Here is an 18,372-nt window from a genome sequence, read left to right as displayed (position 1 = left end):
CCGCTCGCCGCGGCGAGTTGGCACGATCAGTGACCATTGTGGACTAGCTTTTTCGTCTGATCGGGTTAATATCTCCGTGGTCGCCACTTCCCCTCGCGACCGTTCGTGATCGTTCGGTTAAGGGAGTAGCGTGATTCGTCGATGTCTTGCTGCGCTGATCGTGGTCCTGACCGCGGGTGTCGCGGCGCCGTCCGCAACCGCCGCGCCGCCGTCGAAGAAGGTGTCCGTCGAGCGCGTGCCGCTCGCCGACGCCGCACCTGAAGTCCCCGGCAAGGGACGGGAGATCCGCCGGTCCAAGCCGTTCGCGATGGCCGCCCTGCGGTGGAACGGCAAGAACCCGGACCTCGTCGAGGTGCAGGCGCAGCACCTCGACGGCACCTGGGGCGAGTGGCAGCGGCTGCCCGCCGTGGACGGCCAGGACCGCGGCCGGCCGGGCGGGAAGCAGGCGAGCGAAGCGGCCTGGCTCGGCGACTCGACCGCGATCCGGGTGCGCGCCGAGTCCGGCGGCGCCCCGGTCGACGCGAAAACCGTGTCCGTGCTGCTGATCGACCCCGGGGCCGCGCAGGCCGCGAGCACCGCGGCGAAGCCCACCGTGATCAGCCGCGCCGAATGGGGCGCCGACGAGTCGCTGCGCACCCAGTGCTTCCAGCAGCAGGCCGTCGGCGTCGAGTACGGCGACACGGTCCGGGCCGCGATCGTCCACCACACCGCGGGCACCAACGACTACACCGCGGCCGACTCCGCGCGCATCGTGCGCGGCATCTACGCCTACCACGCGAGCGAACTGCAGTGGTGCGACATCGGCTACAACGTGCTGGTCGACAAGTTCGGGCAGGTCTTCGAAGGGCGCTACGGCGGCCTGGAACTCCCGGTGTGGGGCGCGCACGCGCAGGGCTTCAACAAGGACACGGTGGGCGTGTCGATGCTCGGCGAGTTCACCTCGGTGGCGCCCAGCGCGACGCAGCTCGAATCCGTGGCGCAGGTCCTGGCGTGGAAGCTCGCCGGCAACTACCGCGATCCGTCCGGCGAGGTCACGATGGTGTCCGGCTACGGGGGATCGTCCGCGAAGTACCCGCTCGGGACCTCGGTGACCCTGCCGGTGATCCACGGCCACCGCGACGTCGGCTACACCGAGTGCCCCGGAAACCTGGCGTACCAGGAACTCCCGGCCCTGCGGCAGCGGGTGTCCGAGCTGATGGGCGACTGGACCGCCGGCGCGATCTACCGGAAGTGGCAGGCCACCGGCGCCGACGCGGGCCCGCTGGGCGGCGTGTACGAACTGGAGCGGGACGCCGCCGGCGGCGGGCGCCAGACCACGTTCGCCGCTGGTGCCAAGTCCGCGTACTGGTCCCCGGCCACCGAGGCGTCGCTGGTCGAGGGCATGATCCGGGACAAGTGGCGGGAGCTGAGCGCGGAGGCCGGCCCGCTGGGCTACCCGCGCACCGACGAACTGTCCACACCGGACGGATCCGGTCGCTACAACCACTTCGCCGGTGCCGACGGTTCGATCTACTGGACGCCGTGGACCGGGGCGCACGAGATCCGGGGCCTCATCAAGGCGAAGTGGGCGCAGCTCGGGTGGGAGAACAGCCCGCTGGGCTACCCGCGTACCGATGAGCTGGGCACGCCCGACGGGGTGGGGCGCTACAACCACTTCGACCGCTCGAACGGCTCGGTCTACTGGACGCCGGGCACCGGGGCGCACGAGATCCGCGGCGCGATCAAGGACCGCTGGGCACAGCTGGGCTGGGAGCGGTCGTACCTGGGCTACCCGACCAGCGACGAGTACTCGGTCCCGGGCGGCCGCCGCAGCGACTTCCAGGGTGGCTACGTCGTCTGGGACGCCGCGACCGGCAGCGTCACCGACCGGCGGTACTGACGCGCTACGCGCACGGGTGCCCCGAACCGAAAACGGTTCGGGGCACCCGCCTTTTCGGCCGCCGACCGGGTGCTTGCTTCGAGCGAGTTTCGCGCTTTTCCGCTCGCGCTCGACGATGGCCGGATCGGTTGATGTGAGGGCGCCGCTCTCGTATTGGCGCTGGTCAATGGCCGTGTGTGCTTTGTGCTGCTATAGCGACACAAAGCACACACGGCCACTGACTACGGGACGATGACTGCTCGGCCCTTGATCTGGCCGTGGTGGAAGCGCTCGTAGACCTCGGGCGTCTCGTCGAGGCCGAAGGTCTCCACGTGCGCCCGCAGCGCGCCCTGCCGCGCCAGGTCGAGGACCTCGATCAGCTCCGCGCGGGAGCCCCAGTACGGCGACGCCACCGAAACCTCGTGCGGCAGCAGGCCGAAACCGACCGGCAGCGGCGCTCCGGCGATCCCGACGATGGTGATGTCGCCTTCCACCGCGACCGACTGCGCCGCGATCTGCACCGTCGGCGCGATGCCGACGAAGTCCAGCACCACGTCCGCGCCCAACCCGCCGGTCAGCTCGCGCACGCGCTGCGCGGCGTTCTCGTCCGAGCGGGCCACGTCGTGCGCGCCGACCTCGCGGGCCAGCGCCAGCTTGTCGTCGGCCACGTCCAGCGCGATCACCCGCGCCCCGGTGGTGGCGCGCAGGATCTGCACCGCGAGGTGCCCGAGGCCGCCGGCGCCGATGACCACCGCGGTGCTGCCGCCGACCAGCTTCGGCAGCGAACGCTTGATCGCGTGGTACGGGGTGAGCCCGGCGTCGGTCAGCGGCGCGGCCTGCACCGGGTCCAGCCCGTCCAGCGGGACCAGGTGCCGGACGTCGTCCACCAGCAGGTACTCGGCCATCGCGCCGGGGCTGCCGAGGCCGGGCGGGCGGATGCCGAGCTCTGCGGCGCGGGTGCAGTAGTTCTCCTTGCCCTGCGCGCACTTCCAGCACACCCCGCAGCCCCACGGCCCGTACACCGCGACCGAGTCGCCCTCGGCGACGCCCCGCACGCCCGGCCCGAGCCCGGCGACGGTGCCGACGCCTTCGTGCCCGAGGGTGAGCGGCAGCTCGAACGGCAGCCTGTCGGCGGGCCAGCTCATCACGCCGATGTCGGAGTGGCACATCCCGGCGGCGGTCACCTTCAGCAGCACCTGCCCGGGACCCGGCTCGGGCTTCGGGACCTCGACGACCACCGGCGCCGCCCCGACCTGCTGGTACTGCACGGCTTTCATGACCCCGCCCATGCTCGAGCTCCCTTCGACGTTCACCTGAACAGGTGCTCATCCTCCGGCGGATCGGCCCCCAACGCACCTCCCGACCGTGTGGAGCGGGTGCCGTTTTCGCGCGAAAACGGCACCCGGCAGGCGTGGGGAGCGCCGTTTTCGCGCGAAAACGCCACAAGCACCCGGTCGTTACCGGGGTGCCATCCGCAGGGCGCCGTCCATCCGGATGACCTCGCCGTTGAGGTAGTCGTGCTCGACGATGTCCAGCGCGAGCTTCGCGAAGTCCTCCGGCGTGGCCAGCCGCTTCGGGAACGGCACGCTCTCGGCCAGCCCGGTGCGGAACTCCTCGCTGATGGTCGCCAGCATCGGCGTGTCCACGATGCCCGGCGCGATGGTCATCACCCGGATGCCCGACGACGCGAGGTCGCGCGCGGCCGGCAGCGTCAGGCTCGCCACGCCGCCCTTGGACGCCGAGTACGCGGCCTGGCCGATCTGCCCGTCGAAGGCGGCGACCGAGGCGGTGTTGATCACCACGCCGCGCTGGCCGTGCTCGCCGGGTTCGGTCTGGCCGATCGCCGCGGCGGCCAGCCGCAGCACGTTGAAGGTGCCGATCAGGTTGACCTCGATGACCTTGCGGAACAGGTCGAAGTCGTGCGGGCCCTTGCGGCCCACGATCCGCGCCGACGGCCCGATGCCCGCGCAGTTCACCACGATCCGCAGCGGAACCCCGGCCCCGGCGGCCTGGTCGACGGCGGTCTGCACCTGGTCCGCGTCGGTGACGTCGGCGGCCGCGTAGGTGACCCCGTCAACCACCGGCGCGTTGGCCACCGAGTCCGGCAAGTCCACCGCGAAGACCTGCGCGCCGCGCGATGCGAGCGCTCGTGCGGTGGCCGCGCCAAGGCCGGAAGCCCCGCCGGTGACGATCGCCGCGGTGTCGGTGATCAGCATCTGCTCGTTCCTTTGCGTTCGTTGCTGGTGTCCCGGCATGTCTAACACCTGGGAACGGTCGTGCCCAGCACCTGACGCGGAACGGACAGGCGGCGAACCGGCGCTCAGTGATGGCGGCGCACCCGCCGTTGCGAAGTCATCTCGACGAACGCCAGCAGCGCGACCAACGGCAGCGCGGCCAGCAACGCGAGGCCGGCGAACAGTGTGGCGATCCCGATCAGCTCCATGTTCAGAGCCTGGTCCGCCGCCCAGGGCCGCCGCGTCTGCCACCGGTGCGATTCTCCGGTCCGTCCGAGCGAAAGGCCGATCACCGAGGGTGCTCGGAAGCCCCGCGAATCCGTGGCGGGAGCGCGATTTCGCTGGAGATCGACGTTCACCCGGGTGGGTTCGGCCTTTCGTGAAGTCGGCCGCCAGCAGCGAAAACGAGGATGGCGGTGACGGAGAGCCACCACCATCCTCGCGGAATCGCCCCGCCTAGCGCTCGGTGGGCGGGCAGATCGCGTCGATGGCGTCCAGGTCGGCCTGGGTGGGGCGCCACGCACCCGCCACCGCGTTCGCCTGCACCTGCTCCGGCGTGGTGGCGCCGGTGATCACCGAGCCCACCACCTCCTGCGCCGCCAGCCAGCCGACCGCCACCGCGGTCATCGGGATGCCGCGCTCGTCGGCGAAGGCGCGCAGCTGCTCGATGCGCTCCCACGGGGCGTCGGCGAGCATCTGGTTCCGGTTCGCCAGCCGGCTGCCCGCCGGCGGCTCCTGGTCCTGCCGGTACTTGCCGGTGAGCAGCCCGTTGGCCAGCGGGAAGTACGGGATGATCCCGACGCCGAACCGCTTGCAGGCCGGCACGACCTCGAGCTCGGCCTCCCGCGCCAGCAGCGAGTAGTGGTTCTGCGCCGACACCGGCGCGGCCAGCCCGGCCGAGGACGCCGTCCACGACGTGTCGGCGAGCTCCCAGCCCGCGAGGTTGCAGTGCCCGACGTAGCGGATCTTGCCCTCGCGCACCAGGTCGTCCAGCACCGAGAGGGTTTCGTCGATCGGCGTCAGCCGGTCCGGCCGGTGCAGCTGGTACAGGTCGATCCAGTCGGTGCCCAGCCGCCGCAGCGACGACTCGACGGAGCGCCGCACGTAGCGGCGGGAACCGCGCGCCGCGAAGTCGGGCCCGTTGCCGCCCTGCATGTCCATGCCGAACTTGGTGGCGATGATCGCGTGCTCGCGGCGGCCGGACAGCGCCTGCCCGAGCAGCTCCTCGCTGCGCCCGCGGGGTGAGCCGTACACGTCGGCCACGTCGAAGAAGGTGATCCCGGCGTCGAGCGCGGCGTCCACCACGGCTCGAACGCCGGACAGGGATTCGGTGCCCGTGCCGGGGCGGCCGAGGTTGTTGCAACCCAGACCGACCGCGCTGACCACCAGACCGGATTCGCCCAAACGTCGCTGCTCCACGGCCGGTGAGCCTAAACGCCGGTTCACCGGCACGTCACGCAGGACGTACGGCGCGTGAACGTTTGGCGATCCAGGTTCCGCTGTGCGGGCGATGTGCCACGATGCCGAAGGGGCCCGCGACCGAACGGTCGTGCGAGGTGAAGGGGTGTGGGGACTGTGTTCGCCCGTCGAATCGTCGTTGTTGGCACCGGGTACGTCGGCCTGACGACCGGGGCGTGCCTGGCGTCGCTGGGGCACCGGGTGGTGTGCAGCGATGTGAACGCCGCGAAGGTCGAGCAGCTCTCCCGCGGCGAGGTGCGGATCCACGAGCCCGGACTGGCCGAGCTGGTGCAGGAGGGCATCGCGGCCGGGCGGCTGGAGTTCGTGGTCGGTTCGGCGGCCGCCGTCGCCGAGGCCGAGGTGGTCTTCCTGTGCGTGCCGACGCCGATGGGGGCCGGCGGCAAGGCGGACCTGGCCGTGGTGGAGGCGGTGGCGCACGAGGTGCGCGAGCTGCTGCCCGCGGGATGCGTGCTGGTCACGAAGTCGACGGTGCCGGTGGGCACGTCGGCGCGGCTGCGCGAGCTGGTCGGGCGCGGGGACGTCGCGGTGGTCAGCAACCCGGAGTTCCTGCGCGAGGGCTCGGCGGTGCACGACTTCCTGAACCCGGACCGCATCGTGGTCGGCTCGGACACCCAGGACGCGGCCGAGCGGGTGGCCGCCCTGTACTCACGGCTCGGCGCCCCGACGGTGCTCACGGACGCGGCGAGCGCGGAGATGGTGAAGTACGCGGCGAACTGCTTCCTGGCGACCAAGCTCTCGTACGTGAACGCGATCGCGGAGCTCTGCGAGCGGCTGGGCGCGGACATCTCGGACGTCACCGAGGGGATGGGCTACGACCGCCGGATCGGGCAGTCGTTCCTGCAGCCGGGGCCGGGCTGGGGCGGCTCGTGCCTGCCGAAGGACACCGCGGCGCTGCTGCAGGTGGCGGAGGCCGTGGACTTCGACTTCCCGCTGCTGCAGGCGACCATCTCGTCCAACACCCGGCAGCGCGAGCGGATGGTGGCGAAGGTCGTCGACGCCTGCGGCGGCTCCCTCGACGGGGTGCGGCTCGGGTTGCTGGGCCTGACGTTCAAGGCCGGCACCGACGACCTGCGCGATTCGCCGGCGCTGGAGGTGGCGCGGCTGCTGGCAGAGCGCGGCGCGGAGCTGGTCGCCTACGACCCGGGGCTGCGCGGCGACGAGCCGGCGCTGCCGCCGGAGGTGAACCTGGTGGACGACCCGTACCAGGCGGCGAAGGAAGCGGCGGCGCTGGTGCTGCTGACGGAGTGGCAGGAGTTCCGGACGCTGGACTGGAACCGAGTGGCCGAGGCGCTGCGGGGCCCGGTGGTGGTCGACACCCGGAACCACCTGGACCCGGACGTCCTGCGCCGCGCGGGCCTGTCCTGGCGAGGCGTCGGCCGAACCCCGGTGGGCGCGCGGATCGGTCAGCCGACGCCGGAGTAGGAGTGCAGGCTGTCGGCCGCGAGGTTGATGAACAGCAGGTTGAAGAGCATCATGATCATCCCGAGCACGTTCAGCACCGCCGCGCCCCGTTCCCGCCAGCCCGCCGTCGCCCGGGCGTGCAGGTAGGCGGCGTAGACCAGCCACGCGATGAACGAGGTGGCCTCCTTCGGGTCCCAGCCCCAGAACCGCCCCCAGGCCGCTTCGGCCCAGATGGCGCCGCAGATCACGGCGAAGGTGAACAGTGGGAAGCCGATGATCGTGGTGCGGTAGGCGACCCGGTCGAGGACGTCGGACGCTGGCAGCTTGGGTGCGACCCGGCGGAACCACTGCGGCCGCTTGTCGTGCGCGTCGCGCACCAGGTACCCGATGCTGGCGATGCCGGGCACCACCAGGGCGCCGGTGGCCCCCGCGGCCGTCGTCACGTGGATGACGAGCCAGTACGACTGCAGGGCGGGCTGCACCGGGGCTGCCAGCGCGTAGAACACCTTGCCGTCGAGCACCATCAGGGCGGCGACCGGCAACAGCACCCAGACCGCCATCTTCCGCACCGGGAATCGGGCCGCCACTGCGAGCCACGCGGCTACCGCGACGAGCGTGAGGAACATGATGTACTCGTAGAGGTTGCCCAGCGGCCAGCGCTGCACGGCCAGTCCCCGCAGCACCACCGCGGCAGCGTGCAGCACCAGCCCGAGCCAGGTGAGCGCCAGCCCCATCCGGCTGATGCGCTCGCCGGTCGTCGGCGGGGCGGAGCGGGCGGCCGGGGGTTCCGCGCCGCCGCCCACGGTGACCAGCTGCCGCGCGGCCACCGGTTTCGATGTGCGCCCAAGGGCCTGCGTCACCGCGGCGAAACCCATGGCCAGCAGGTAGATCGCGGTCGCCGAGACGAACGACCAGTCGCTGTAGGTGGATAGCTGGGCATCGATCCCCATGAACGCCCCTTCCGAAGCAACCCCCCGAAGCAAGAAGGTAGTCAGGGGGCGGGATATCTAGATCACCGGGGGTGCGCGGGTCGGCCGGGGGATGCCAGCGCTGGGGCTCGACGGCGCGAGCGCCACGGGGTGCGGCGCTCGCGAACTGGCCGGATGCGCTCCGGCTATCGCTCGGAAGGGTGGTAGAACCCTAAGGTAGTTGACGTGTTTACGACTCGCCCGGAACTTGCCGGCACGCACGGGATGGTCGCCTCCACGCACTGGCTCGCCTCCGCGGCGGGCATGGCGGTGCTGGAGGACGACGGGAACGCCTTCGACGCCGCGGTCGCCGCCGGGTTCGTCCTGCAGGTCGTGGAACCCCACCTCAACGGCCCGGGCGGCGAGGTCCCCGCGCTGTTCACCACCGCCGGCGACCCGCGCCCCCGCGCGCTCTGCGGCCAGGGCCCGGCGCCCGCCGCGGCGACCGTCGGCCACTACCGCGACGAGCTCGGCCTCGACCTGGTGCCCGGCACCGGATTCCTGGCCACCACCGTGCCGGGCGCCTGGGACGGCTGGCTGCTGTTGCTGCGCGATCACGGCACGAAGTCGCTGCGCGACGTGCTGAAGTACGCCATCGGCTACGCCCGTGACGGGTTCCCGATCGTGGAGCGGATCAGCACGACCATCGACACGGTCCGCGCGATGTTCACCGACCACTGGCCCACCTCGGCCCAGCTCTGGCTGACCGACGGAGCCGCGCCGAAGCCCGGCAGCGTGCTCAAGAACCCGGTGCTCGCCGACACGTGGGAGCGGCTGCTGGCCGAGGGCGAGGCGGCCGGGCCAGGCCGCGAGGCGCAGATCGACGCGGCCCGCCGCGCTTGGTCGCACGGCTTCGTCGCCGAGGCGGTCGAGAAGTTCGTGCGCACGCCGCACCGGGACAACTCCGGGCGGGACCACGCGGGCGTCATCACCGCGCAGGACATGGCCGAGTTCGAGGCGGGCTACGAAACCCCGCTGACCGTCGACCTCCCCGGCGACTGGACCCTGGCGAAGTTCGGCATCTGGTCCCAGGGCCCCGCGCTGGCGCAGCAGCTGCGCCTCCTGGAAGGACTGTCCGACCGGATCAACTACGTCGACGGCGTCGCCGACGCGGACACCGTGCACGTCGCGGTCGAGGCCGCCAAGCTCGCCTTCGCCGACCGCGAGGCCTGGTACGGCGACTCCGCCGACCCCGGCGTCCTCGCCGACCTGGTGTCCCGCGACTACGCCGCCGCCCGCCGAGCGCTGATCGGCGACCGCGCCTCGCTGGAGCTGCGCCCCGGCTCGCCGGGCGGTCGCGACGCGATCCTGGCCGCGCACGTCGCCGAGGGGCGCGGCGTGGACGGCGCGAAGGACCCGAGCGGTGTCGGCATCGGCGAGCCCACGGTGTCGCCGACCGGCGAAAGCCGCGGCGACACGGTGCACGTCGACGTGGTCGACCGGTGGGGGAACCTGATCTCGGCGACGCCGTCCGGCGGTTGGCTGCAGTCCTCGCCGACCATCCCCGAACTGGGCTTCTGCCTCGGCAGCCGGGCGCAGATGTTCTGGCTGGACGAGGGCCTGCCGAACTCGCTGGCGCCGGGCAAGCGGCCCCGGATCACGCTGAGCCCGTCGCTGGCGCTGCGCGGCGGCGTGCCGACCATGGCCTTCGGCACCCCGGGCGGCGACCAGCAGGACCAGTGGCAGCTGTGCTTCTGGCTGGCGCACGTCCACGGTGGACTGAACCTGCAGGCGGCGATCGACGCACCGGCCTGGCACACCGGCGCGTTCCCGGGCTCGTTCTACCCGCGCGCCTGGGAACCCGGCCGCGTCGTCGCGGAGTCGCGGCTCGGCGCCGACACGCTCGCCGAGCTCCGCCGCCGTGGCCACGACGTGCTCGACGCCGGGCCGTGGGCCCTCGGCCGCCTGTCGGCGGTCTCGCGGGACCCGGACTCCGGCCTGCTGCGCGCGGCGGCGAACGCCCGCGGGGCCCAGGGCTACGCCGCGGGCCGCTGACCTGCGCTGCAGTGAACGGCCTGTTCACCTCGCCCAATGAGGCGAACGGTCCGTTCGCTCCGTCCTTTCCTCATCCGGACGCCGCTTCCTCCGAGCACCTGGTCCACCGGCCGGTGCGTGCCTTGGGGATGGAGCGAACGGCCCGTTCACCCCGAAAAGTGAGGTGAACAGGCCATTCGCTCTGGCGCGGCTTGCGGATGGCGCCGCTGAGGTTGGGGATCCGTTGCCGAATGCGCGGGTTGGTTTTGGCGGACGGAGTCAACGGCCTGTTCACCTCGCCTGATGAGATAAACGGTCCGTTCGCTCCACTCGACCTCGGTCAGGCCGCGCGTAAGGTGCGGCCGACGAGGAGCATGCGGAGGGTTCGGGCGGTGGCGTCCGCGATGAGCTCCGGGGCGCGGGTGATCGCGTCCGCCAGGTCCACCGGTTCCGTCAGGATGCCGGTGATCGCGTCGATCCCGTGGTCGTAGCTGGTGTCCGCGCCGGGGCCGATGGTGCCGCACAGGGCGATCACCGGCTTGCCGTGCCGCTTCGCCCGCCGCGCCACCTCGGTCGGGATCTTGCCGAGCGCGGTGGACGCGTCGATCGCGCCTTCGGCCGTGATCACCAGGTCGGCGGCGCGCAGCCGCTGGTCCAGGTCGCTGCTTTCGAGGAACACGTCGAACCGCGAGGCCAGCCGCGCCCCGAGCACTGCCGCCAGCCCGGCGCCGAGCCCGCCCGAGGCACCGCCGCCGGGCAGGTCGGTGAACCTGGTTCCGCTGTGCCGGCGCAGGACTTCCGCCCAGACCTGCATGGCGGCGGCGAGCTGCTCGACGCGCTCCGGCGTGGCGCCCTTCTGCGGCCCGTAGCGGCGCGCGACGCCGTCCGGCCCGCACAGCACGTTCGTCGGGTTCACCGCGACCACGAGCTCCACTTCGGACAGTCGCGGGTCCAGCCCGGTCGCGTCGAGCCGCCGGGCGCGGACGAGTTCCGCGCCGCCGTCGCCGATCTCCGCCCTGTCGGCGTCCAGCACACGAACGCCGAGCGCACGCAGCGCGCCGGCGCCGCCGTCGCACGTCCCGGAGTCGCCGCAGCCGATGACGATCTTCTTCACGCCAGCGTCGAGCGCGGCGGTGATCAGCTCGCCGACGCCACGACTGGTCGTCGCGCCGGGATCGCGCCGGCCCGGCGGCACCAGGGAAAGCCCGGCTGCGGCGGCCATTTCCACGAAGCCGGTGTCGCCGTGCAGCGCGAAGTGCGACTCCACCGGTTCGCCGACCGGCCCGGTGGCGGTGACCGGCACCAGCTCGCCGTGGGTCGACCGGGCCAGCAGCCGCGCCGATCCCTCGCCGCCGTCGATCAGCGGGATCGTGTCGATGACCGCGGCGGGCACCACCCGGCGGATGCCGGTGCGGATCCCGTCGGCGACGGCCTCGGCGTCCAGGCATTCCTTGAACCCGCTCGGGGCGACGGCGAAGCGCAGCATGATGTTCTCCTCCACTGTGGACTTGTCAGGTGAGCGGCAGGCCGAGCGCCGGCCAGACGAACAGGGCGAACAGCACGACGAGCGCGCCCGTCGCGGGGCCGAGCAGGGCGGACAGCTTGAGCAGGTCGCGCGGGGCGTAGGTGTGGTCGAGCCGGGCGAACATCGCGACCGGCTTGGCGGAGGACGGCAGCGTGTGGCAGAAGCCCGCGGCGGCGGTCGAGGCGAAGGCCAGCGCGACCGGGTTCATGCCGACCGCGAGGGCGGCGGGCACGATCAGCGGGATCAGCACCGCCGATCGCGCGGACCGCGACTGCACCAACAGGTGCGCGGCGACGCTCAACGCGACGACGGCGATCAGCATGGCGCCGGCGCTGTCGCCGACGAGCGCGTTCGCGGCGACCCAGCCGGCGGCCCCGGACTCGGTCAGCGCCGCGCCGAGCGCCGTGGTGGCGGCCATGAAGAGCAGCAGAGACCAGGGAATTTCGGAGATCGCGGCGCCGATGAGCACCGTCCCGAATCGCGGCGAGGCGATCAGCAGCGCCCCGGCCAGCGCGATCAGCGCGGGCGACAGGCCGTGCAGCGCCTCGGTGCTCCAGAGCAGCACGACGGTGCCGAGCAGGCCGATGGCGCGGATCTCGGCTCGCCGCATCAGCGGCGGCACGTCGAGCTGCTCGCGCAGCGCGGCGGCGTCGACCCGCAGCCGCGCCCGGCGCTCCGCGCGCCCGGTGAACAGCAGCAGCACCAGCTCCGCCGCCAGGTGCGAGCTCACCACGGCGAACGGCACGCCCCACAGCAGCCACTGGCCGAAGCCGATGCCCGTGCCGACCGTGCTGTCCAGGACCTGGCTGGTGATCAGGTGCGCCCCGGCGCCGACCAGCGTCGCGATCGCGGACAGCAGCACGACGGTCGGGAACAGCACGGCGAGGGCCCGGACCAGGCGCGGCCGGTGCGCGAACGCGTCCGCCAGCGCGAGGAAGATGGGCAGCACCAGCGCCGCGCGGCCGCTCGTGCTCGGCACCAGCAGCGCGGTGATCACCAGGCCCGCGGTGATCAGGTGCGCCAGGCCGCGAGCCGATCGGGCGCGCCCGACCAGCACGATGGCCAGCCGGGCGGGCAGGCCGGTCCGGTTGATCCCGGCGGCCAGCACGAACGCCGCCACCAGCAGCCAGATCTGGTCCGCGCCGAGTGACTCGAACAGCTCCTCGGCGTCCAGCGCGCCCAGCACCACCAGCGCGGACGCGGCGGACAGCGCGACGAAGGTGTCGTCGAGCCGGTTGCTCATCCAACCGGCCACGGCGGCGGCGAACACCAGGATGGTGATCAGCCCGGACCGACCGAGTTGGTCGGCCCTAGCGTCCGCCGGCGCGGTCAGCACCGCCAGCAGCACGAGCGGGCCGAGCGCGCCGAGGGTGATTCCGACGGCCCAGCCGCGCCCGGCGCTCGGGTCGGACGCCACGCGGGCGGTGTGCACCGGGCTCGTGGCGAACTCGGTGCGCCCCAGCTGCGCGGTGTCCTCATGGCTGCCCACGTCGTCCACGATCTGTCCCGCCGCTGAACCGCGCGTGAACCGCCCATGAGGACCGCTTCATCTGTGCGGCGCAGTTGTCCACAGCCTTGTGGACAACTTTTTCAACAGGGTTCTCAGCTGCGAAAACACCTGGTCGGGCGACCGGCTTGTGCACAGCTGTGGACAAAGTTATCCACAGCTGTGCACAGGTTGTCAGCGGCGGGTGCTGACCAGCACCAATCCGATGCCGATGAGCGCGACGCCGCACCACGCCGCGACGCCCAGCCGTTCCCCGACGACGAGCACGCTCAGCAGCGCGGCCACCACCGGTTCCAGCAGGCTCAGCGTCGTCGCGACGCTGGCCGACGTGCGGCGCAGCCCGGCGCCGAACAGCAGGTACGCCAGGCCCATCGGGATCACCGAGAGGTAGCCCGCAACCAGCAGCCCGGACGGCGAGCTCAGCAGGGGACCGCCGGTCAACGCCAGGACCGGCAGCAGCACGACGGCGCCGGCCCCGAACATCGCGCCCATCACCGCGCGTGAGCCGTGGCCGCCGCGCATGATCCGCGCGGCCGCCCACGAGTAAACGACGTACGCGGCGCCGCCGAGCAAGCCGAGCAGGGCGCCCACGACGACGTCCGCGCCGACGCCGCTCTCGCCGCCCACGGTGATCAGCAGCAGGCCGAGCACCGAAACCGCGGCGGCCAGCGCCCACCGGCGATCCAGCCGGACGCCGTCGGCGACGCGTTCCAGGACCGCGGCGAACACGGGCGCCGAGCCGAGCGTGATGACGGTGCCGATGGCGACCCCGGCGAGCGCCATCGACGAGTAGAACGCCAGCGGGTAGACCGCTACGGCCAGGGCGCCCACGAGCAGCAGCCCGGTCCGGCCGGCCCGCAGCACGTCCAACGCGGACCGCCCGGCGATCACGAGCAGCAGCACGCCGCCTACGCCCATGGTGGCGGCGCCGATCGACAGCGGGCTCGCGGCTGCCGGGGCGAAGCTGGCGGCCGTTCCCGTGGTGCCCCACAGGAACGCCGCGAGCAGCACCGGCAGTGGACCGGCGACGAAGCTCCGGGCAGGAGCGGGTGCGGAGAGCAGTTGATCAGTCAAGGTGAACTCTTCCGTTCGAGAACCGTCAGGACTCGTCGAACGGGCGCGCGTCAACCCCGGTGGGTGCGTGCAGTTTCAATTGAAACTGCCACGAGGTCCGTCAGTTTCAATTGAAACTGCGCCTTCGGGGTGTGGGAGGTTCGCCGCCCGTCAGCGGGACGGGGGCGGCAGAACGCGGTGCCAGTGCGAGTTCACGCGCCCACCTTAACCGCAGGTCCGGGCCCGTTGGAACGGGTGAAGCCGGGTGAGCTCCGTCGCCCTGCCGACTCGCCGGTACCTCGGTAGCGTCGCTGGTGCCGGACGTTCCGCCCGGGGAGGCCACCGATGGCGATCCTGCACACCGACATTCCGACGCGGGCGCAGGTCGACGCGCTGCTGACCGCGCGCGAACCGATCAGCGTCTCGCTGTACCTGCCGACCAGCCCGGCCTCCGGCGGCGACGCCGAGCGCATCGAGCTGAAGAACCTCGCCGGGCAGGCGACCGACCAGCTCCGCCGGGCGGGTGCCGCGAAGGAGGACCTGGCCGGCATCACCGGGCAGCTGGCCGACCTGGCCGAGGACGAGGAGTTCTGGCGCTTCCAGGCCCGCAGCCTCGCGCTGTTCGCCACGCCGACCTCGCTGACCACCTTCCGGCTGCCCAACCGCCTGAACGCGGTGGTCGAGGTGTCCGACCGGTTCCACCTCAAGCCGCTGCTGCGCTCGATCACCTTCCCGCAGACCGCGCTGCTGCTGGCGCTCGCGCAGAACTCGGTGCGGCTGCTGGAGGTCGTGCCCGAGATGGACCCGGTCGTCGTCGACGTGCCGGGGATGCCCGCGGACGTGGAGAGTTCGGTGGGCAAGGAGTCGGTCACCGACCGCCTGCCGCGCCGCCGGTTCCAGGGCGGCGAGGGCCCGAAGCTCCGGATGGGCCAGTTCTCCCGCCAGGTCGACCGGGCGCTGCGGCCGGTCCTGCGCGGCGACGTGCCGCTGGTCCTGGCGGCGACCGAGCCGCTGGCGAGCATCTTCCGGTCGGTCAGCACCGCCTCGGAGCTCGCCGACGTCGGCCTGACCGGCAACCCGGAGGAGAGCAGCGACCGCGAGCTGGCGTCGGCGGCGCGCGAGGTCCTCGACGACCTGCACGCCGACCGGCTGCGCGAGCTGCGCGAGCTGCACGAGCTGCGCACCGGCCAGGGCCGGGCGGTCACGGACATCGCGGACGTGGCCCGGCACGCGACGATGGGCGCGGTCGACACGGTGTTCGTGGACATCGACAACGCGGTCCCGGGCTTCATCGACGAGGCGGGCGCGGTGACGTTCGAGCAGGCCGACGACGCGGTGTCCTACGGCGTGGTGGACGAGATCGCCCGCCGAGTCTGGCTCACCGGCGGCCGGGTCATGGCGGTGCGCCGCGAGGACATCCCGGGCGGCGGCGCGACCGCGGCGATCCTCCGCTACGCGCCATGACCGGAGCTGCCGGGCAGGGGCCCGGTCGCCGAGGGCGACTGCGGATCCTAGGAGTGCGGTAGGGCGGGTTGTTGTTCTTGAAGCGGCGCAGGGGTCTTCTCGCGAGGACAGCCCCGACGTGGTGAATTGGTCATTCATGAGGCCGGGGATCCCGCAGCGAGAAGGCGACAGCAACTCCCGCAGGGGGCCACCACCCGCACCGCCACGCAAAACGAGCCTGGAAACAGGTTTTCAGGCGCCCAACCGGTAGCCCATGCCTCGGACGGTGCTGATCCGCGTGGTGCCGATCTTGCGGCGCAGCGCGCGTACGTAGACGTCCACGACGTTGGAGCCCGGATCGAAGTCGTAGCCCCACACGTGCGACAGGATCTGCTCGCGGGAGAGCACCTGCCCGGAGTGCCGCAGGAACAGCTCCAGCATCGCGAACTCGCGCGCCGTCAGGTCGACCGTGCCCTCCGGCACCTGCGCGCGCCGCGTGCGCAGGTCCAGCGAGAGCTCGCCGTCGCGCAGCACCGTGATCTCCGGGACCCGGTCGACCGGCCGCAGCCGCAGCCGCACCCGCGCCAGCAGCTCCTCGAACCGGAACGGCTTGGTCATATAGTCGTCCGCGCCGCCCTCCAGCCCGGCGACCGTGTCGTGCACGCCGTCCCGCGCGGTCAGGATGATCACCGGCACGGTCACGTGCTGGGCCCGCACCGCCCGCAGCACCGAGAAGCCGTCCTTGCCGGGCAGCCCCAGATCGAGCACCACCAGGTCGAAGTCGCCGGTCAGCAGGTAGTCCTGGGCGGCGTCGCCGTCGCCGACGACGGTGGTGGTGAAGCCGTTGGCCCGCAATCCCTTCTCGATGAACGCCGCGATCCGCGCCTCGTCCTCGGCGATCAGGATCTTGCTCATGCGGGGGTCTCCTCGGTCGCGTTGTGGGGTGGGGCGGCGGGCAGTTCCAGGGCGAAGGTGGCGCCTTCGCCGGGCCGGGACACGACCCGCACCCGCCCGTGGTGCGCGTCCGCGATGGCCTTGACGATCGCCAGCCCGAGCCCGGCGCCGCCCTTGCCGTGGCTGCTGCCGTGGGTGAAGCGGTCGAAGATCTTCGACACCTCGGCTGGCTCGATGCCCGGGCCGTGGTCGGTCACCCACAGCCGCGCCGCGCCGTCGGCGAGGGAGGAGCCGATGCGGATCTCCGAACCCGGCTCGGTGTGCTGCACCGCGTTCTGCGCCAGCTGCACCATCGCCTGGGTGATCCGCTGCTCGTCGACCAGCGCCTCGCCCTCGCCGATGTCGTCGAGCACCCAGCGGCGGTCCGCCAGCGAACGCACCTTCGCCTCGATGTCGCTGGTCAGCTCGGCGAGCGAGACCGGCGCCGGGGTGACGAAGTCGGGCCGGTCGGCCTTGGCCAGCATCAGCAGGTCGTTGACGATGCGGGTCATCCGGTCCAGCTCGTCGGTGCACAGCCGCACCACTTCTTCGCGCTCCGCCGGGTCGTCGCCGAGCAGCTCCAGGTTGCCGCGCACGATCGTGATCGGCGTCCGCAGCTCGTGCCCGGCGTCGTCGACGAACTGGCGCTGGATCCGGAAGGCGCCCTCCAGCCGGTCGAGCATCGCGTTGAACTGGTCGGCCAGCGCGGCGATGTCATCCCGGCCCTCGACCGGGATGCGCCTGGTCAGGTCGTGCTCGCTGATCTCGGCCGCGGCCTGCCGCACGGCCCGCACCGGCGCCAGGATCAGCCCGGCCACCACCCACGACGACAGCGCCGCGATCACCACGCCGAGGCCGCTGACCAGCAGCAGCAGCTGCACGGTCCGGTCCGCGTCGGCCATCGCCGCCGCGGTGTAGCGCTCGACCACGAACCAGGCCCGGCCGCCCTGCTCGGACTCGGTCCGCACCTTGAGCCACTGCATCTGCCCGGCGGGTGTGTCGAGCCAGCCGTAGTTGTTCGGGTCGGCCACGATCTGGTGCAGCAACGCCTGGTCCTTGGCGAACCGGTCGATCTCGTCGTCCTGCTCCTGGGACAGCGGCCGCAGGCCGGTCGGCGTCTCCCACACCCCGATCAGGGCCTCGTCGCGGTCCGGGTACTGGCGAGACAGGTAGGAGTTGAACAGCTGCTCCGGCGCGGTGAACAGCTGCCCGGTGACGGGGTCGCGGCCCCGCTCGGCGAACGTGACGAACTCGTGCGCCTCCTGCTCCATCGACGCGGTGACCTGGTCGTTCGCGTCGTTGTACAGGAAGGAGTGGACGATCAGGATCACCGCCAGCAGCACCACGACCAGCACCAGCAGCAGCCAGCCCATGATCTGCGCGCGAGCCGGGATGCGGGTGCCGCGACGGCCCGGGAGCTTGGCGAACGACCTGGTCGCGGCGGGCTCAGTCGTCGTCGTGTTCGTCATCGTCGTCATCGTCGTCGGGGGCCGGCGGCGGGAGCTCGGTGGGCACGACGGTCGAGGCCGGTGGCCCCAGCTGACTGGGTTCGGGGCCCGGTGCGCTGCCGACCTGCACGGTGGCCGGCACCTGAGGGGTGCGCGGCCCGTCGGTGAGCGCGAAGCTCACCAGCACGGCGGCGATCGGCAGCGCCAGCGCCGCGATCAGCAGAACCGCCTTCGGAACCGACCTCATGGCACCACTCTCGCCGCCGGCCGGGAGCCGAGCATGAAGACAAGATGAGAGGCTTTTCATCTTCCGGCCCGCAGTTTCAATGAGTCTTTTTCAACCTGGTCGGCCCGCAGTCGCGGGTCGCAAAGGTGCACGTCGATGGGGTGTCGTATGCGCCGCAGGCGCATAGCCCACCTACGACACTTGCACCGCCGCGGGTTCACAGAGGTTCCCTCGTCGAGGACGGCCCTGACGCCGTGTATTGGACATACATCAGGAGGGGCATCCACAGACCAGGGAGCCTCTGAGGTTCCGCTACCCGCACC

The 18,372-nt window shown here is 72.1% G+C and carries 15 protein-coding genes; 4 read left to right on the top strand and 11 right to left on the bottom strand.

The window, feature by feature from the left end; genetic code table 11:
- Window positions 1–130: 130 nt before the first annotated feature.
- Window positions 131–1,879, top strand: coding sequence for an N-acetylmuramoyl-L-alanine amidase (locus tag BLW84_RS02380; RefSeq protein WP_245760879.1), 1,749 nt, complete (start codon window positions 131–133; stop codon window positions 1,877–1,879).
- A 221-nt stretch (window positions 1,880–2,100) separates the two neighbouring features.
- Here the strand turns inward: BLW84_RS02380 and BLW84_RS02375 are convergent, their stop codons facing one another.
- From BLW84_RS02375 to BLW84_RS02360, 4 genes are all read right to left on the bottom strand, one after another.
- On the bottom strand, window positions 2,101–3,135 hold the full coding sequence (locus BLW84_RS02375; protein ID WP_093261091.1) for an NAD(P)-dependent alcohol dehydrogenase: 1,035 nt from the start codon (window positions 3,133–3,135) through the stop codon (window positions 2,101–2,103).
- Window positions 3,136–3,315: 180 nt separating this feature from the next.
- A complete protein-coding gene (locus BLW84_RS02370; protein WP_093260749.1) occupies window positions 3,316–4,074 on the bottom strand; it encodes an SDR family NAD(P)-dependent oxidoreductase in 759 nt (252 codons plus the stop codon).
- Window positions 4,075–4,178: 104 nt separating this feature from the next.
- A complete protein-coding gene (locus tag BLW84_RS49795) occupies window positions 4,179–4,301 on the bottom strand; it encodes a hypothetical protein (protein WP_268951781.1) in 123 nt (40 codons plus the stop codon).
- Between the two features lie 247 nt (window positions 4,302–4,548).
- A complete protein-coding gene (locus BLW84_RS02360) occupies window positions 4,549–5,511 on the bottom strand; it encodes an aldo/keto reductase (RefSeq protein WP_093260745.1) in 963 nt (320 codons plus the stop codon).
- A 156-nt stretch (window positions 5,512–5,667) separates the two neighbouring features.
- Between BLW84_RS02360 and BLW84_RS02355 the strand changes: the two genes are divergently transcribed.
- A complete protein-coding gene (locus BLW84_RS02355; protein WP_093260743.1) occupies window positions 5,668–6,993 on the top strand; it encodes a UDP-glucose dehydrogenase family protein in 1,326 nt (441 codons plus the stop codon).
- Here BLW84_RS02355 and ccsB read toward each other — a convergent pair.
- Window positions 6,975–7,922 (bottom strand): c-type cytochrome biogenesis protein CcsB, encoded by a 948-nt coding sequence (gene ccsB / locus BLW84_RS02350; protein WP_093260741.1) that lies wholly within the window; start codon window positions 7,920–7,922, stop codon window positions 6,975–6,977. The two genes, BLW84_RS02355 and ccsB, sit on opposite strands and share 19 nt — an antisense overlap.
- A 204-nt stretch (window positions 7,923–8,126) precedes the next feature.
- Between ccsB and BLW84_RS02345 the strand changes: the two genes are divergently transcribed.
- Window positions 8,127–9,935 (top strand): gamma-glutamyltransferase family protein, encoded by a 1,809-nt coding sequence (locus BLW84_RS02345; protein WP_093260740.1) that lies wholly within the window; start codon window positions 8,127–8,129, stop codon window positions 9,933–9,935.
- A 319-nt stretch (window positions 9,936–10,254) separates the two neighbouring features.
- Here BLW84_RS02345 and BLW84_RS02340 read toward each other — a convergent pair whose 3' ends face one another.
- From BLW84_RS02340 to BLW84_RS02330, 3 genes are all read right to left on the bottom strand, one after another.
- The gene (locus tag BLW84_RS02340; protein ID WP_177226229.1) at window positions 10,255–11,400 is read right to left on the bottom strand and encodes a glycerate kinase family protein; all 1,146 of its coding nucleotides are present in this window, start codon (window positions 11,398–11,400) and stop codon (window positions 10,255–10,257) included.
- Between the two features lie 25 nt (window positions 11,401–11,425).
- On the bottom strand, window positions 11,426–12,928 hold the full coding sequence (locus tag BLW84_RS02335; RefSeq protein WP_245760877.1) for an SLC13 family permease: 1,503 nt from the start codon (window positions 12,926–12,928) through the stop codon (window positions 11,426–11,428).
- A 192-nt stretch (window positions 12,929–13,120) separates the two neighbouring features.
- Window positions 13,121–14,020 carry a DMT family transporter gene (locus BLW84_RS02330; protein ID WP_093260738.1) on the bottom strand — a complete coding sequence of 300 codons (900 nt, stop codon included), beginning with the start codon at window positions 14,018–14,020 and terminating at the stop codon, window positions 13,121–13,123.
- A 324-nt stretch (window positions 14,021–14,344) separates the two neighbouring features.
- Here BLW84_RS02330 and BLW84_RS02325 point away from each other — a divergent pair, with 324 nt between their 5' ends.
- Window positions 14,345–15,463, top strand: a complete 1,119-nt coding sequence (locus BLW84_RS02325) for a baeRF11 domain-containing protein (protein WP_093260736.1) — start codon at window positions 14,345–14,347, stop codon at window positions 15,461–15,463.
- A gap of 231 nt (window positions 15,464–15,694) precedes the next feature.
- On the opposite strand, the gene BLW84_RS02320 is transcribed toward BLW84_RS02325, so the two are convergent.
- The 3 genes from BLW84_RS02320 to BLW84_RS02310 are packed head-to-tail and all read right to left on the bottom strand — an operon-like array spanning window position 15,695 to window position 18,070.
- Window positions 15,695–16,357 carry a response regulator transcription factor gene (locus BLW84_RS02320; RefSeq protein WP_093260734.1) on the bottom strand — a complete coding sequence of 221 codons (663 nt, stop codon included), beginning with the start codon at window positions 16,355–16,357 and terminating at the stop codon, window positions 15,695–15,697.
- A complete protein-coding gene (locus BLW84_RS02315) occupies window positions 16,354–17,844 on the bottom strand; it encodes a sensor histidine kinase (RefSeq protein WP_093260732.1) in 1,491 nt (496 codons plus the stop codon). Before BLW84_RS02315 ends, BLW84_RS02320 begins: the two co-directional genes overlap by 4 nt.
- The gene (locus BLW84_RS02310) at window positions 17,822–18,070 is read right to left on the bottom strand and encodes a hypothetical protein (protein ID WP_093260730.1); all 249 of its coding nucleotides are present in this window, start codon (window positions 18,068–18,070) and stop codon (window positions 17,822–17,824) included. The genes BLW84_RS02315 and BLW84_RS02310 overlap by 23 nt, the downstream gene beginning before the upstream one ends.
- Window positions 18,071–18,372 lie beyond the last annotated feature (302 nt).

The organism is Saccharopolyspora shandongensis, assembly GCF_900106995.1.
GTDB lineage: Bacteria > Actinomycetota > Actinomycetes > Mycobacteriales > Pseudonocardiaceae > Saccharopolyspora > Saccharopolyspora shandongensis.
This window is presented reverse-complemented; position numbering and strand designations above follow the sequence as displayed.

Coding starts and splice junctions, on each gene's coding strand:
- BLW84_RS02375 (WP_093261091.1), bottom strand. CDS start 3,135: ATGAAAGCCGTGCAGTACCAGCAGGTCGGGGCGGCGCCGGTGGTCGTC.
- BLW84_RS02370 (WP_093260749.1), bottom strand. CDS start 4,074: ATGCTGATCACCGACACCGCGGCGATCGTCACCGGCGGGGCTTCCGGC.
- BLW84_RS49795 (WP_268951781.1), bottom strand. CDS start 4,301: ATGGAGCTGATCGGGATCGCCACACTGTTCGCCGGCCTCGCGTTGCTG.
- ccsB (WP_093260741.1), bottom strand. CDS start 7,922: ATGGGGATCGATGCCCAGCTATCCACCTACAGCGACTGGTCGTTCGTC.
- BLW84_RS02340 (WP_177226229.1), bottom strand. CDS start 11,400: ATGCTGCGCTTCGCCGTCGCCCCGAGCGGGTTCAAGGAATGCCTGGAC.
- BLW84_RS02325 (WP_093260736.1), top strand. CDS start 14,345: ATGGCGATCCTGCACACCGACATTCCGACGCGGGCGCAGGTCGACGCG.
- BLW84_RS02320 (WP_093260734.1), bottom strand. CDS start 16,357: ATGAGCAAGATCCTGATCGCCGAGGACGAGGCGCGGATCGCGGCGTTC.
- BLW84_RS02315 (WP_093260732.1), bottom strand. CDS start 17,844: ATGACGAACACGACGACGACTGAGCCCGCCGCGACCAGGTCGTTCGCC.
- BLW84_RS02310 (WP_093260730.1), bottom strand. CDS start 18,070: ATGAGGTCGGTTCCGAAGGCGGTTCTGCTGATCGCGGCGCTGGCGCTG.